The 15589-nt window shown below is 56.0% G+C and carries 11 protein-coding genes; 5 read left to right on the plus strand and 6 right to left on the minus strand.

The window, feature by feature from the left end; translation table 11 throughout:
• Nucleotides 1–125 precede the first annotated feature (125 nt).
• The gene (locus tag ABD920_RS19730; protein ID WP_345161481.1) at nt 126–1334 is read right to left on the minus strand and encodes a DUF4861 domain-containing protein; all 1209 of its coding nucleotides are present in this window, start codon (nt 1332–1334) and stop codon (nt 126–128) included.
• A gap of 358 nt (nt 1335–1692) precedes the next feature.
• Here ABD920_RS19730 and ABD920_RS19735 point away from each other — a divergent pair, with 358 nt between their 5' ends.
• The 5 genes from ABD920_RS19735 to araA all read left to right on the plus strand — a co-directional run bounded on the left by ABD920_RS19735 (nt 1693) and on the right by araA (nt 8532).
• Nucleotides 1693–2403, plus strand: a complete 711-nt coding sequence (locus ABD920_RS19735) for an NUDIX hydrolase (RefSeq protein WP_345161483.1) — start codon at nt 1693–1695, stop codon at nt 2401–2403.
• A gap of 93 nt (nt 2404–2496) precedes the next feature.
• Nucleotides 2497–4215 (plus strand): ribulokinase, encoded by a 1719-nt coding sequence (locus ABD920_RS19740; protein ID WP_345161485.1) that lies wholly within the window; start codon nt 2497–2499, stop codon nt 4213–4215.
• A gap of 9 nt (nt 4216–4224) precedes the next feature.
• A complete protein-coding gene (locus ABD920_RS19745; protein ID WP_345161487.1) occupies nt 4225–4923 on the plus strand; it encodes an L-ribulose-5-phosphate 4-epimerase in 699 nt (232 codons plus the stop codon).
• Nucleotides 4924–5068: 145 nt separating this feature from the next.
• On the plus strand, nt 5069–6943 hold the full coding sequence (locus ABD920_RS19750; RefSeq protein ID WP_345161490.1) for a sodium/sugar symporter: 1875 nt from the start codon (nt 5069–5071) through the stop codon (nt 6941–6943).
• A gap of 83 nt (nt 6944–7026) precedes the next feature.
• Nucleotides 7027–8532: an L-arabinose isomerase gene (gene araA / locus ABD920_RS19755; RefSeq protein WP_345161492.1), complete on the plus strand. Its 1506-nt coding sequence runs from the start codon at nt 7027–7029 to the stop codon at nt 8530–8532.
• A gap of 83 nt (nt 8533–8615) precedes the next feature.
• On the opposite strand, the gene ABD920_RS19760 is transcribed toward araA, so the two are convergent.
• The 5 genes from ABD920_RS19760 to ABD920_RS19780 all read right to left on the minus strand — a co-directional run bounded on the left by ABD920_RS19760 (nt 8616) and on the right by ABD920_RS19780 (nt 15547).
• Nucleotides 8616–9290, minus strand: coding sequence for an HAD family hydrolase (locus ABD920_RS19760; RefSeq protein ID WP_345161494.1), 675 nt, complete (start codon nt 9288–9290; stop codon nt 8616–8618).
• Nucleotides 9291–9509: 219 nt separating this feature from the next.
• A complete protein-coding gene (locus ABD920_RS19765) occupies nt 9510–10727 on the minus strand; it encodes an aldose epimerase family protein (RefSeq protein WP_345161496.1) in 1218 nt (405 codons plus the stop codon).
• An 82-nt stretch (nt 10728–10809) separates the two neighbouring features.
• Nucleotides 10810–12411: a family 43 glycosylhydrolase gene (locus ABD920_RS19770; protein WP_345161498.1), complete on the minus strand. Its 1602-nt coding sequence runs from the start codon at nt 12409–12411 to the stop codon at nt 10810–10812.
• Nucleotides 12412–12490: 79 nt separating this feature from the next.
• A complete protein-coding gene (locus ABD920_RS19775; protein WP_345161500.1) occupies nt 12491–13600 on the minus strand; it encodes a glycoside hydrolase family 43 protein in 1110 nt (369 codons plus the stop codon).
• An 81-nt stretch (nt 13601–13681) separates the two neighbouring features.
• On the minus strand, nt 13682–15547 hold the full coding sequence (locus tag ABD920_RS19780; RefSeq protein WP_425568653.1) for a glycoside hydrolase family 2 protein: 1866 nt from the start codon (nt 15545–15547) through the stop codon (nt 13682–13684).
• Between the last annotated feature and the right edge of the window lie 42 nt (nt 15548–15589).

Genomic DNA, 15589 nt, shown 5'->3' on the forward strand with positions numbered 1-15589 from the left:
CCAGAACTTAAAGATATGCTTAATCAAGGATATCAGGGCAGCAACTGTCTATTTCAGGGTTGGCTTCCATTATATCCGGTGTTCTCTACTGTTTATATTCTACTGTTTATATATGGAGTAGGCGCTTATTCTCCAACCTTCACATCCAGCGGCGATGCCAGCCGTTTTGCAAAGTCAGCCAGGTACTCGTCCCACTCCTGTTTTGTGCGGAACTGCCCGCTCTCAGACCAGCCAAAACCCGCGTAATACGCTACCTTGCCGTTGTCGGGTTTCACAAGAACATATAAATGGCTCTGGTCCGGCTTGTCTACGCGGTGGTCTTTGTAGGACTGCACGGCGGCGGGGGCCAGCACAATAGCGGTTCCCAGCATCGCGCTATCCATCGGCTCCCAGTAGCGGAACCACCCCTGCTCCGGGTTGGCTTTCACTTCCCCTTTCTTCTCGTGCAGCGAAATGCCCACTGTGTAGTTTGGCACAGGCCGGTCGCTCTGCAGTACTTCCTCGAAGTAGCTCAGGTTGCTGCCCAGGTCAAGGCTGATACGCTTTGTCTCGGTAATCGTTCTGCCGTTTGCCTGCCAGGGCGCGTACGTGAGCTCAAAGACCGTGCGAATGGGACCCTCCGCGATGGTTTTATACCCCGTAAAGTTTTTGGAGACATACAGCGAGTCGTTCTCCAGCACGCCGATGCCGCCAATGCCCCTGCTCTTGCCCACGTGGTAAGGGTCGTAGCCCTCGCCGCGGTCAATATGGTAAAAGTTGCTGTTTTGCTGATACCCTTCATACCATTTGTCGATGATGGGATAAGGCACCCGCTTCAGCCAGGCATCCATCCCGCTGGTGAGCGTACCGCCCGGCTTCCCCTGTTCCACCAGCTGCTGTGCCACAGGCCCGTAGGTGCGGAAGGCTACCCGGTCGTTCTCCCAGGTGTAGTCGTCGGTGCGCTCAGGCACGAAGCGCGAGTACGTCCTGCTTTCGCTGGCTGGCCTTAGCGCCGCCGCATTCGCTGCGCCTGTGATGGTGAACGCCTTTTCGGCGCTGGCGCCTATGTTGGTCTGGAAAAGGATTTCGTCGACGGTGCCGTCTCCATTCATGTCGAGTGGCTGGCTCACGAGCACGATGTCTGTCTCCCCGTCCCTGATCAGGAGATTTTCCACTCCGAACTCCCGCACAAGGCCCTCCACCTCCCCAACCGGGATGCTGACAGTCTCAGATTCGCGCGCGAGGTTCAGGTGGTTTTTTACGGTGATGGATATAGCACCGTCGTTCTGCTGGCAGGATGTAAAGAGGGCGGCGGTGAAGAGCAGCCCCGCCCAGGTTCTTATTCTATTGGTCATGTATGGCGTCTGCGCTTATCATGTAAATGTAACAAAGATTTTATGCTGCTTGGGTATGGGAGCAACTAACCGCTCCTACCCTATCCACTTTCCCGGTAACAGCAGCATCTAAAACGAAAGGCCCCCTTGAATCAGGAAAAAGAGTGTTGTATGCGCAAAATTGCACAGGTATATTTCGATTAAATGTCTAACGTATTTTATATATCATATATACCTGTTAAATTAACATGTAAAGTTATTTTGAGAGGCACCTGTTGCGCTTCGGGATATATAAATTTATTTAAAAAGCGGTTCGCAATCTATTTATCTTATAGTTTTGGTAAAATATTGCTGTTGCTGTTAAAAAATTAACCTTTCTATGTTGAAATACTCTGGGCAAATACGACTGCTTGTTGCCGTGGACTGTATCATTCTCGGATTCGATGGCGAAGGCTACAAGATACTGCTCATCCAAAGAGGCTTTGCACCCGAGAAGAAGAAATGGAGCCTGATGGGCGGTTTTGTGCAACCGCAGGAGAGCGTGGACGAAGCCGCCAGCCGCATTCTGGGGGAGCTGACAGGCCTGAAAAGCGTGTACCTGGAGCAGCTCCATACGTTTGGCGCTCCAGGGCGCGACCCGGTGGAGAGAACGATCGCGGTAGCTTACTTCGCCCTGATCGACATCCAGAAATACGAGAAGCAGCTAAGCAAAGAGTACCACGCAGAATGGTTTCCGCTGAAGGAAATGCCGGAGCTAATTTTCGACCACTCGCAGATGGTGGAGATGGCCAAAAACAGGCTTCGCTATAAGGCCGCGCTGCACCCCATCCTGTTCGAACTGCTCCCCGAAAAGTTCACGCTGCCGCAACTGCAGGCCCTCTACGAGGGACTATATGACACAACCTTCGACAAAAGAAACTTCAACCGGAAACTCCTCTCCACCGGGCTTTTTGTAAAGCAGAAGGACAAAGACAAAGACAGCTCCAAGAAGGGGGCCTTTTTCTTCAAGCTCGACCAGGGCAAGTACCTCAACAACTTTCAGGCGTTCCTGAAATTTATCCCGAACCCCGAAAAATTCCTTGTTCCCTGACAAAGCTCACTTATTAGAGCAGAATGTGGAGTGGAATTTTTTATTTTTCATAATAAGTGTTAATTTGACACAAAACTTAATAGCAATGTGCTTGTGAAAGATCTATCCTATGTGATTGGAGTGGACTACGGAACAGACTCTGTCCGCTCAGTGCTGGTAAATGCACAAAACGGGGAAGAGGTAGCCTCTTCTGTCTATTTCTATCCGAGGTGGCAACAGGGGCAATACTGCAATGCCGGTATAAACCAGTTCAGGCAGCACCCGCTGGATTACATGGAGGGCCTGGAGCATACCATCAAAGAATGCGTGCGCAAAGCCGGGGCAAACGTGGCGGCCGCCGTCAAAGGCATTTCTGTTGACACTACAGGTTCTACACCCGTGGCCGTGGACAAAACCGGTACGCCGCTGGCCCTGCTTCCGGGGTTCGGGGAAAACCCCAATGCCATGTTTGTGCTCTGGAAAGACCATACCTCTGTGCGGGAGGCGGCAGAAATAAACGAGCACGCCACCAAATTCGACACCAATTACCTGCAGTATGTAGGTGGTATCTATTCCTCAGAGTGGTTCTGGGCCAAGCTGCTGCACGTACTGCGCGAGGATGCACAGGTGCGGGAGGCCATATACTCCTGGGTTGAGCACTGCGACTGGATCCCGTTCCTGCTGACCGGCGGAAACGACGTGATGCAGATGAAGCGCAGCGTCTGCGCCGCCGGCCACAAATCGCTTTGGGCCGCCGACTTCGGGGGGCTTCCGCCGGATGAGTTCTTTGCCTCCCTCGATCCGCTGCTGCAGGGCTTCACGGAGCGGCTGTTCAAGGATGCCTATGCCTCGGACAAAGCCGCCGGGCACCTCAGCCAGGAATGGGCCGACCGTTTAGGGCTCAGCACAGAAGTGGTCATAGGAGTGGGTGCGTTTGATGCCCATATGGGTGCCGTGGGCGGCCAGGTAGAGCCATACCACCTAAGCAAGGTGATGGGCACTTCCACCTGCGATATGTTGGTTGCCCCCACCGCGGAGGTGGAAAACAAACTGGTGCGCGGCATATGCGGCCAGGTGCCCGGCTCTGTGATCCCCGGCATGATGGGCCTCGAAGCGGGCCAGTCTGCCTTCGGCGACACGTATGCCTGGTTCAAGAATCTCCTGCTCTGGCCGCTCCAGCAGTTGCTGTCGCAATCGCAGACGATATCCAATGAAACGGCAGACGCGCTTTACCAGGAAATCTCAGACAAAATAATACCGGAACTCACCAACCAGGCGGCGCAACTGCCGCTATCAGAGCAGGATGCCTTTGCCATCGACTGGTTTAACGGACGCCGCACCCCGGATGCCAACCAGGTGCTGAAGGGCGCGATCCTGGGGCTGGGGCTGGGCAGCGACGCGCCGCGCGTGTTCAAGGCGCTGGTGGAGGCTACCTGCTTCGGCGCCAAAAAAATCGTGGACAGGTTCAACGAGCAGGGCGTTCCGGTGAAGGGGCTGATCGGGCTGGGAGGCGTGGCGAAGAAGTCGCCTTTCATCATGCAGATGATGGCCGACGTGATGAACATGCCGATCCGCATCCATAAGTCAGAGCAGACATGCGCCATCGGGGCCGCCATGTTTGCCGCCACGGCAGCGGGTATATATAGCCGGGTAGAAGACGCCATGGAGGCCATGGGCCAGGGCTTCGACGCAGCCTACCACCCGGACGCTACCCGCGCCGCTATCTATGCCAAGCGCTACGAGCAGTACAAGGCACACGGCGAGGCCATCGAGAAACTGATTCCACCGGCCACGGCGCAGGTAACAGACATTCAGGAAGAAGCGGTGAGATAACACATATATATGAGCAAGTATCAACATATCAAACAGGAAGCCTACGAGGCGAACATGCAACTACCTAAACTGGGACTGGTGCTGTTTACCTTCGGCAACGTAAGCGCTGCCGACCGCGGCGCAGGTGTATTCGCCATCAAGCCCAGTGGAGTACCCTACGAAGAGCTTTCGCCGGAGAAAATGGTGATCGTGGATTTTGACGGCAACACCGTGGAAGGCAGCCTCAGGCCCTCGTCCGACACCAAGACGCACGCCGTGCTGTACAAGCACTGGGAGAACATCGGCGGCATTGTGCACACCCATTCCACTTACGCCACTTCCTGGGCGCAGGCGCAGCGCGATATCCCGATCTACGGCACCACGCACGCCGACCACAACACCGTGGACATCCCCTGCGCCCCACCCATGAGCGATGAGATGATCCAGGGGAACTACGAATACGAGACAGGATTCCAGATTATGGATTACCTGAGGGAGAAAGGCATGCGCTACGAAGAAGTGGAGATGGTGCTGGTAGGCAACCATGCGCCCTTTACCTGGGGCAAAACAGCAGCCAAGGCCGTTTACAACAGCGCCGTGCTGGAAGAGGTCGCCCGGATGGCCTTCCTGACGGAGCAGATCAGGCCAGACGCGCCCCGCCTGCAGGACTCTCTCATCAAAAAGCACTACGAGCGCAAGCACGGCCCGGACTCCTATTATGGGCAATAGCGCTTTCGGTTTTGTAAGGTATCAGAAATCCTGAATGGTTGGCTGAGGGTTTAAAAACAGGATTGCGAATTAAAAATTGCGAGAAATGAATATTTTCTCATATCTTAAAAAAATTTAAAGAACTTAACTATAACACTATTTCTACATGACCTCTGGATTCTCAACACTAGACTATATAGTCTTTGTCCTTTATGCCGCTACCATTCTGTTTCTGGGGCTCTGGGTCTCCAGAACCAAGGCTGGTGTGGAGAAAACATCTGAAGAGTACTTCCTGGCCGACAAATCGCTGACCTGGTGGGCAGTAGGCGCCTCGCTGATCGCGGCCAACATCTCCGCCGAGCACTTCATCGGCACCTCCGGCTCAGGCTTTGCCATTGGTCTGGCAATTTCGGCTTATGAGTGGATGGCGGCCATCGCGCTGCTTGTCGTAGCCAAATTCTTCCTGCCAGTGTTCATTGACAAGGGCATCTATACCATGCCCCAGTTCCTCAACCAGCGTTTTAACAGGGGCGTGAGTACGGCGTTCGCTGTTTTCTGGCTTTTGGTGTACGTGTTCGTGAACCTGACCTCCGTGAGTTACCTCGGCGCACTGGCGATGGAGAGCATCATGGGCGTTCCGCTTCAGTATGGCATCATCGGGTTGCTGCTTTTCTCGGCAATCTACTCTATATATGGTGGATTGGAGGCGGTAGCCTGGACGGATGTGGTGCAGGTAGTGTTTATGGTGGGCGGTGGTCTCGTGACAACGTACCTCGCCTTAGATGCCGTGGGCGCGGGAGATGGCGTTATCACGGGCCTTGCTAATCTGTATGAAAGGTCCAGGGAGCATTTTACCATGGTTATTCCCGAAGGCAAGATTTACGTACCGGATGGCACAGGCGGCCAAAAAGACGCTTTTATCGACCTGCCCGGTATCGCCGTGATCGCCGGTGCCATGTGGGCTACCAACCTGGGCTACTGGGGCTTTAACCAGTATATCATCCAGAAAGGCCTGGCGGCCAAGAGCATCAACGAGGCCAAGCGCGGCCTTCTGTTCGCTGCCTTCCTTAAAATACTGATGCCGCTTATCGTGGTAATACCTGGTATTGCGGCCTACGTACTCCTGAACGCGCACACGCCGGATGAGCTCGCGGCCATCTTAGGTAAGACTGTTGCGGAAATCGGCACCATCGACAAGTCGGATGAGGCGTACCCGTGGCTGCTGAAAAACTTCGTGCCGTCCGGCATCAGGGGCCTTGCGTTTGCCGCCCTCACCGCCGCCATTGTTTCTTCCCTGGCCTCCATGGTGAACAGTACCGCCACCATCTTCACGATGGACATCTATAACCCTTACTTTAAGCCGAACGCCTCCAGCCGCCAGTTGGTGCGGGTTGGCAGGATCGTAGCGCTTGTTTCCCTTGCCATCGCCGCCTTAGTGGCGCCGCAGCTGAGCTCGCTCGACCAAGTGTTCCAGTACATACAGGAGTACACGGGCTATATATACCCTGGCGTGGTGGCCGTGTTCGGCATGGGCCTTTTCTGGCGACAGATTACCGCCAATGCCGCGCTCTGGACCGCTATCGCGACCATTCCGGCCGGTATACTCTTCAAGATCATCAGCCCTGACATGCCATTCCTGCTGCGCATGGGCTATGTGTTTATTATTCTTTGCCTGATCGCTTCCGTTATCAGCTTTGCAGAGAAAGGGGTTAAAGTGAAGTCGCCCCTCCCGCCGGAGAGCAGACAGCGTAAAATTGCAGTTTACTCCTATATCTTCTTAGTGCTGGCCGTGGTTACGCTCATCGCCGGTATCATCTTCACGCCGGAGTACAGCTATTACGCCATTGAGTCACTCTTTTTCCTGGCAGCGCTGTTCGCTATGATCGGCATCATCCTGTACACCAACGCCAAGATGCCGCTCTCTGACCCGAAAGCCATTGTGTCGGACCCGGTGCTGTTCAACACCGGTACCCCGTTCAATATCGGTGCGGCCGGTGTGATCCTTATTATCGGTCTGATCTATTACTTCCTGTGGTTCTAATATCCCGAAAGCGTTGCGGCAAAGATGCCGCAACGCTTTCTTTTTGCCTTTGCTAATTACTGTTAAAAATACACTTTATATATATGGTAGACTTAAAGCAATTCGAAATCTGGTTTGTGACAGGCAGCCAGCATTTATATGGCGAGGAAACGCTGCGCCAGGTGGCAGAGCACTCGCAGCAGATCGCGCAGGGCCTCGACCAGGCTGGCCAGGTGCCGGTACAGGTGGTGTTTAAGCCGGTGGTGAAGACTACGGAAGAGATATACCGCATCTGCCAGGACGCCAACGTGGCGGAGAACTGTGTGGGCGTGGTGGCCTGGATGCACACCTTCTCCCCTGCCAAAATGTGGATCGGGGGCCTGAAGATACTGAAGAAGCCGCTCCTGCACCTGCACACCCAGTTTAACCGGGATATTCCTTGGAGCTCTATCGACATGGACTTCATGAACCTGAACCAAAGCGCGCACGGCGACCGTGAGTTCGGCTTTATCGTGTCGCGGCTGCGCATGAACCGCAAGGTGGTGGTGGGGCACTGGCAGGAAACCGAGGTGCTGCAACAGCTAGGCGATTGGGCACGCGTGGCCTGCGGCTGGCACGACTGGCAGGGCGCCAAATTCGCCCGCTTCGGCGACAACATGCGCTTTGTGGCCGTGACCGACGGCGACAAGGTGGAGGCTGAGATGAAGCTTGGCTTCTCCGTGAACACCTACGGCATCGGTGACCTGGTGCAGGTCATCAACCAGGTCAGCGACGGGGAAGTGGATCGGTTAACGCAGGAGTACGAAGAACGCTATGCCGTGGTGGAAGCGCTTCGCAAAGGCGGAAACCAATATAATGCGCTGCGCGACGCCGCCAAAATCGAGCTCGGTCTTCGCACCTTCCTGGAGGAAGGCAACTTTAAAGGCTTCTCTGATACCTTCGAAGACCTGCATGGCATGGTGCAGTTACCGGGTATCGCGGCACAGCGCCTGATGGGCCAGGGCTACGGCTTTGCCGGGGAAGGCGACTGGAAGACTGCCGCACTCGTGCGCGCCATGAAAGTGATGGGCAGCGGCCTGAAAGGCGGCAACGCCTTCATGGAAGATTATACCTACCACTTCGACCCGAATAATTCACTCGTGCTGGGCTCGCATATGCTGGAGATCGATGAGTCTATCGCCAACGGCAAGCCTTCCTGCGAGGTGCATCCGCTGGGTATCGGCGGCAAAGCCGACCCGGTGCGCCTGGTATTCAACGTGGCCGGCGGACCGGCGCTGAATGCCTCGATCATCGACATGGGCAACCGCTTCAGGCTGTTGGTAAATGAGGTGGAGGCGGTGGAGCCGCAGCACGACCTGCCGAACCTGCCCGTAGCGCGCGTGCTCTGGAAACCATACCCGGACATGAAAACTGGTTGCGCTGCCTGGATTCTGGCCGGTGGCGCGCACCATACCTGCTACAGCCAAAACCTGAGCTCCGAGCAGCTCCAGGATTTCGCGGATATGGCGGGCATTGAGTCTGTGGTGATCGACAAAGACACCCGCCTGCGCCAGTTACAGAACGAACTGCGCTGGAGCGAAATGTATTACCAGGTGAACCGCACGTTCTGATAAGCCATATACAATTCAGTATATAACAGCAACAGCGGGCCCGAAAGCCCGCTGTTGCTGTTATATACCATCCCATATATAGCTTACGACTGCTCTGAGAAAAATCTGGTTATATAGGCATCCGTGTAATCCGCTATATAGGCGATCACATTGTCATACTTTTCAAAGTCTTCTTTGGGATGGGCGGTGGTGATGACCACGCAGCGCATGCCGGCGTTCTGCGCCGCCTCTACGCCTTTGGGCGCGTCCTCAAACACGATGCAGTCTGCCGGGTCTGCCTGTAGTTTTTCGGCAGCCTTCAGGAAAGTCTCCGGGTCCGGCTTGCTGGTCGTCACGTCGTCGGCGCTCACAACGGCATCGAAATACTGCCGGATGGCCAAGTTGTCCACCACAAAGTCGATGTTATCCGTGATGGCAGCCGAGGCAATGGCCATTTTCACACCGTTGGCAGCGGCTTGTTTCAGGAAGTCGTGCAGCCCATTGATCAGTTTCAGGTGGGGTTTATAGGCCTGCTGGTAGTATTCTTCCTTCTGGACCGAGAGTTTGTCTGCTTCCTCATCTGAGAAGCGGCCTTCCCCGAAAATGCGGTTCAGCACCTCCCTGTTCTTGCCGTACATCTCCTTCTTCACTTCCTCCCAGGTAAGGTCAGCGCCGAGGTCATTGGTCAGGATCTCGTGCCAGGCCTCAGCGTGGTACTCCATATCATCTATCACCGTTCCATTCAGATCGAACAGGAACGCGGTTTTCTTATTCTTCATCCTATATGCTTGGTTTATATATGCCTGCTACCTTTGCAGCAGGCGGTTGGGTTCATACAAAAGAGCAGTGGCACCCAGGGGGTTTACCGATTTTTTGCTTGAACCGGTTTCAATTTGTTTTCAACTCGCTGCCCGCGTGGTGTCATATATGGCAAAAGCCGCCCGAGCTTTTGCTCAAGCGGCTTTTGCAGCGGTGGCGCTTATACACATCGCGCCTTTTTACTGCGCGTTCTGTGCACCGTCTCTTACCGAGAATTTATAAACGGTGGTCGTCTCGTAGGTTTCTCCGGGCTCCAGAATGGTCGAAGGGAAATCCTTTTGGTTGGGAGAGTCCGGAAAGTGCTGCGTCTCCAGCGCGAAACCGTAGTGCTTCCTGTAGGTTTTGCCTCCGCTGCCGGTAATGGTGCCATCCAGGAAATTGCCTGAGTAAAACTGAATACCGGGCTCGGTGGTGAACACTTCCATCACACGGCCGCTCGTCGGCTCATATACCGTGGCGGCCTTTTTCAAAGTTCCGTCCGCGCCGGTCAGCACGTAGTTGTGGTCATAGCCACCGCCTTCCACCTCGTCTACGCGCGCGCCAATGGGCTGCGGAGTCGTGAAATCCATCACGGTGCCCTTCACGTCGCGCAGCTCTCCGGTCGGGATCAGCGACTCGTTCACCACCGTGTACTTGTCGGCGTTCAGCGTCACCACATGGTCCAGCGCATCCTCGGCCTGGCCGGCGGCCAGGTTAAAGTAACTGTGGTTGGTCAGGTTTACCGGGGTGGCCTTGTCGGTCGTGGCGTTATAGTCAATTTTGATCTCGTTTTCGTCCGTCAGGGTGTAGGTTACGGTGGTGGTGAGTTTACCCGGGTAGCCTTCTTCCCCGTCAGGGCTAACGTAAGTCAGTTTCAGGGCATTCTGCTCTGGCAGGGGCTCTGCCTCCCACACCACTTTGTCAAAGCCTTTCTTGCCACCGTGCAGGGTGTTCTCACCGTTGTTCTTCGCCAGCGTGTACTCCTTGCCGTCCAGCGTGAATTTTCCCTGCGCGATGCGGTTGCCGTAGCGGCCGACAATCGCCCCAAAGTAAGGCCCGCTCTTCAGGTATTCGGGGCTCTGGTAGCCGGCCAGGCTGTCGAAGCCAAGCACCACGTCGCCCATCTTCCCGTTCTTATCCGGCGTAAGCACCGACGTGATGGTGGCGCCGTAGTCTGTGATCTTCACCTGCATGCCGTTCGCATTCGTCAGCGTGTACAGCGTTGTTTCCTCTCCTTCCTTGGTTTTGCCGAAAGGCTCTTTTTTGATTTCCATGTTCTCTTGATCGTTTGATGCGGTGGTTGTCTCGGTTTCGGCCTCGTTTGTCTCCTGGCTGGAGCAGCTGCTCAAGCCCGTGGCGCCGATACTTCCCACCAAAGTTAACAGTAAAAGCTTTTTACTCAGGTCTCTTTTTTTCATATAGATATATAGGCAATGTATGGGTATAGTTTTGAATTCAATTTAAGCATTAATATCATATAGCCTCTGCTTATCTGCCCAGCTAATTGTCCACCCGGAACCAGTCGAACGCGGCCGTGGCGTTGGCCGGGCCTTTGGCCGTGAGGCCCACGCGCACGCCCCGGTCCCAGGGCGGCAGGTAAGACGCGTCCACAGCCTTGCCTTCGTTCAGGGTGTGCCAGGTGGTGCCATCCGGGCTCCAGGCAAACTGCATCTGGTCTCCGTTTTCGGTGGTCAGCTGAAACTGCACCATTCCCTCCTGCGGTGCTGCGGCTCTGGCGATCGTAGAGAAGGAACCTCCCTTCATCGCCCAAAGCACGATCTGCTCATCGCTCAGGGCGATGCCCACGGCATTGTCGTTGTCGCCGATGGCCGTGAGGCCTGCCATGGTGCCCCCGTGCGCGTTACCTGTTCGAAGGGCCGTGGTTGCGGTATAGTCGCCGTCGATGGTGCGCTTGCCAAGCACGGTCCCGATTTTTTCAGGGGAGGCATTCAGCACCAAAAGGCCATCGTTCAGTTTATAGGCCTGCTGTTGCGCAACGGGCCACTGCCAGGTTTCGGAGAGTTCACCGCCTTCAAACTCCTCCTTTATATCCAGGTCTGTTTCCGTGGCGGCAGCCGCTGCCCCAGGTGCAGGTAGCTGCGCTGTAACGCTCGGCGCATCGTTTTCGAAATGCGGCCAGCCGTCTTCGCCCCAGATGATCTCATCCAGCAGGCCCTGCCGACCGGGGTATACGAAGGCGTCCGTGCTATAGGCATGGTACAGGAAATAATCCCGGCCGCTCTCATCGGACACCACCGTGCCGTGGCCGGGGCACTTCCACTCCTCGTTCTGCTTCATGATCGGGTTTTGTCCGTATTTCTCCCAGGGGCCTTTGATGCTTTTGGCCCGCGCCACCCCTACGCCGTAGGTGCACTCCCGTCCGCAGCACTTGTCCCCGGCATAAAACGTGTAGAAATAATCGCCGTGGCGCACGATGGCCGGGCCTTCCACCAGCCCGCCCTCCCACGTTCCGGGCTCGTTGCGGAACATCTCAAACTTCTCTCCCAGCAACTGCGTGCGTTCCTCGTTCATGCGCTGGCCCCAAATAGGCGTTGGCAAGCTCCGGCTGTTGCCGTCCTCTTTCCAGACCAGGTACAGTTCCCCGTCTTTGTCCCGCACCTGAAAGCCGTCGATAGAGCCCGCTTCCTGGCAAACAAGCGGGCCGTGGTCGGTATAGGGTCCTGTGGGACTTGTGGCGCTGGCCACGCCCACACACAGGTTGCCGCCCTTTTTATTGGCTGTGTAATAGATGTAGTATTTCCCGTTGTCGTAGGCGATCTCGGGCGCCCAGAAGTGCGCATCCGCCCATTCCGGCAGCCTGTCCGGGAACACATGCCCCACCGTCTCCCAGTCCACGAGGTTGGTAGAGTGCAGGATCGGGTACAGGGGCGCCCATTCCGAGGAAGTAGCCGTTGCCCAGTAATCTTTCCCCACCCGCACCACCGACGGATCGGCATAGTCGCCGGGCATCACCGGGTTGGTGTAGGTGATCTCCTGACTGGTGACGCTGTCTGTCGCATCGGGCGGGTTGGTGGTCGGGTTGGTGCTGCAGGAGAAAGCCAGCAGGCCAGCCATATAGCAGAGCAGTGTTTCTATTTTCATGTTTTCCGTTTCGATGTTCGCGTAATGTCTTTGCAGGTCATATATCGGGTCAGCACCTTGGGCCGATTTATATATCCCCTCACTCCTCTTGCCCGGAAGGCAGAGGCAAAGGCACCCCGACCGGTACAGGCGCCCCGAAATCCGGGAAGCCGTCCGCTGTCCAGGTGAACTCCTGTGCCCTGATGTTCCGGTCCCAGCCCGGTGCCTCGGTTTTTTTAGAGTGATACAGCACCCAGTGCTCCGTGCCGTCCGGCGAAGTGGTGAAACTGCAATGCCCGACGCCCAGCACCTTGTCCGTTCCCTGGAACACCGGGCCGGCTTTCTCCCAGTGTGCCGGCTCCATCGGGTTCAGCAGCGTATCCGACAACGTCAGTTGCCCCAGCCGGTATTCCTTCAGCCACGACTCGCGGGTGGAGTAGATGATGAACACTTTCCCCTTGTGCTTCAGCACCTGCGGCCCCTCGTTCAGGTCCAGCTCGCCTCCGGTTTCCCAGGGCTCCTCGGGTGATGAGATGCGCACCCGGTTGCTGCTGATCGTCCAGGGGTTTAGCATCCTGGCCATATATAAATGCTGCTTCGTTCTGTCTGTTTCCGCATCCGCTTCCCAACCCGACCAAACTGCGTACAGCTGCCCGTTGAGCGGCATCGGCGTGAGGTCGATGGCCCACTTCGGCGCGGCGGAAGCATACTGGATGCTGTCGCCGGTGTACAGCATGCCTTTGTCTAAATAGGGTCCGAACGGGTCGTCCCCCTGCGACTCCAACACCCCGGAGCGCTGGTACAGAAACGGCCCGCCGGGCTTTCGGGCGGCGGCGTAGTAGATGTACCACTTGCCGCCGAAGCGGTGCAGCTCCGGTGCCCACACATTGCTCTTGTTCCAGCCCGAGTCAGGCGTCTCCCACACAGCTACTTTTTCCCCCGGCTCCGTCAGCTTCCCGGATTTTGATACATAGATGGCACCGCTCCCTGCACTGCAGAAATAGTACACGCTGTCATTCCTGACTACCCACGGGTCGGCACCGTCAGCAATCGGATTCGTGAAGTACGCCTCCTCCGCCGGCAGGTTGATTTTTTCCGCTATAGCCGGTGCCTCAGCGGTAGTGCACCCAACAAGTAAGGAAGGGTAAAGCAGCAGAACGAAAATCGCCTTCTTAATTAAACAGGTATATTTAGAATGATCGAAGAGCATGAAGAAGTATATGTAAGGAATGTCGCCTGACTGCTCAGCCAGCACATGCAGGGCTTGTTGAATCCTTCCCCTTTGGCTGCCTTACTGTTGCTTCAGTTTCACCAGCTCAGGATTATACAGCTTGCTGTGCACCTGTCTCAGCTTTTCGGCAGGGATCTTTATCACTTTGCGGTCGTACGTCATCAGGCCGTTTGTCTCGATCTCCACGTCGGTGGTCTGGGTATATACCGCCGCCGATAAGCCTCTTTTGATCAGGTCCTCCAGTTTCTCGGTAAAGGCTTTATACCGCTCGAACAGCTCGTCCGCGTTCTTGAAGCTCTGGTAGCCCCAGTTGTCTTTCTGCTGCCACGTGTGCCCATCCACGGGCAGCCCAAGCCCGCCGAACTCGCCCAGCACAATCACCTGCTCCGCTCCGAACAGGTCAGCGCGCGGCATCACGGGGTCCGGGTAGTTGTGCAGGTCGATGATCTGCCCCACCGGGTGGAAATTGCCGCCGCTGGCGCTGTTCACCAGCCGCGAAGGGTCTTTCTCTAGCGTCCAGTTCGTGATTTCAGCTGTCTTGAACTGCCCCCACGCCTCGTTGAAAGGCACCCACACCACGATGCTCGGGAAGTTGTGGAAATCCTGCATGATCTCGGCCCATTCTGTGCGATAAATCTTCTCCGACTCCGCAGAACGGTCCATGTCGTGGCCCTGCCCCTCGATGCCGGGGTGGTTTCCCCAGCGGGCGCCGAGGTCGCCGCTGGGCATATCCTGCCAGACCAGCATCCCTGTTTTGTCGCAGTGGAAGTACCAGCGGGCAGGCTCTACCTTCACGTGCTTCCGGATCATGTTGAAACCCATTTCCCGGGTCTTGTCGATATCGAACACAAGGGCCTCTTCCGTTGGCGCCGTGTACAAACCGTCCGGCCACCAGCCCTGGTCCAGCGGGCCGTACTGGAACAGGAACTTATCATTCAGCAGCATGCGCTGTACGCCGTCCACGTCGGGGGCCATGCTGATCTTGCGCATCGCGAAGTAGCTTTTCGCCTCATCCACTACTTTGCCGTTCCGTACCACCGCCACCCGCAGATCATACAGGAAAGGGTTTTCGGGGGACCACAGCTTCGCATCTTTGATAGAAAGAACAGCCGGTTCTAAGGCGGCAACTTCCTGCTCTGCCACCATCTTTTTTCCGTCCCAGGCCGACACCCTTAGCCGGTCGTTTGTCTGCAGGTACTGTGCCTCAGCCGCCACGGTAAGCGTTCCTTTGTCGATGTCAGGGGTTTGCCTCGTGGAGATGATATAGGTCTGGGGAACGGGCTCCAGCCACACGGTTTGCCAGATGCCGGTCACGGGTGTGTACCAGATTGACTCCGGCTTCTTCACCTGCTTGCCGCGCGGCTGCGGGCCGTCATCGGTGGGGTCCCACACGCGGATGGCGACTTCCTGCTTGTTGCCGTTCTTCAGGTGCGGGGTGATGTCGAAGGAGAAAGGATCGTAGCCACCCTCGTGGGAGCCCGCTTTCTTGCCGTTTATATAGACATCGCACTGCCAGTCCACGGCGCCAAAGTGCAGGAGCACGTTCTGCCTGCGCATTCTGGAGGGGACACTAATGCTTTTCCGGTACCAGAGCAGGCTGTCTTTCCCAACTCTCTTCCCTACTCCCGACAGGGCAGATTCAATGGCATAGGGCACCAGTATGTTGCCCTGGAATTCGTCCGGAATGGCTTCCTGCTGCGCTTTCGGCACAATGGCATAGTCCCAGAGGCCGTTTAGGTTCTGCCAGTTTTCACGTACCAGGTGCGGGCGCGGGTACTCGGGCAGCGGATTAGCGGGGTCTACCTTCTCTGCCCAGGGCGTGGTGATTTTTCCTTTCACCATGCTCCAGCCGGAAGTGCCCTGCGCTTGTGTTATGCCTGTCTGCAGCAACAGGAAGATCAGAAAGTGTATATATGGTCTTCTCATATCTAAATATAAAGATTATTATCATTTTTCCATGCAGGGATG

Origin of the sequence: Pontibacter saemangeumensis (genome assembly GCF_039541895.1) — a bacterium.
GTDB classification, from domain to species: Bacteria; Bacteroidota; Bacteroidia; order Cytophagales; family Hymenobacteraceae; genus Pontibacter; species Pontibacter saemangeumensis.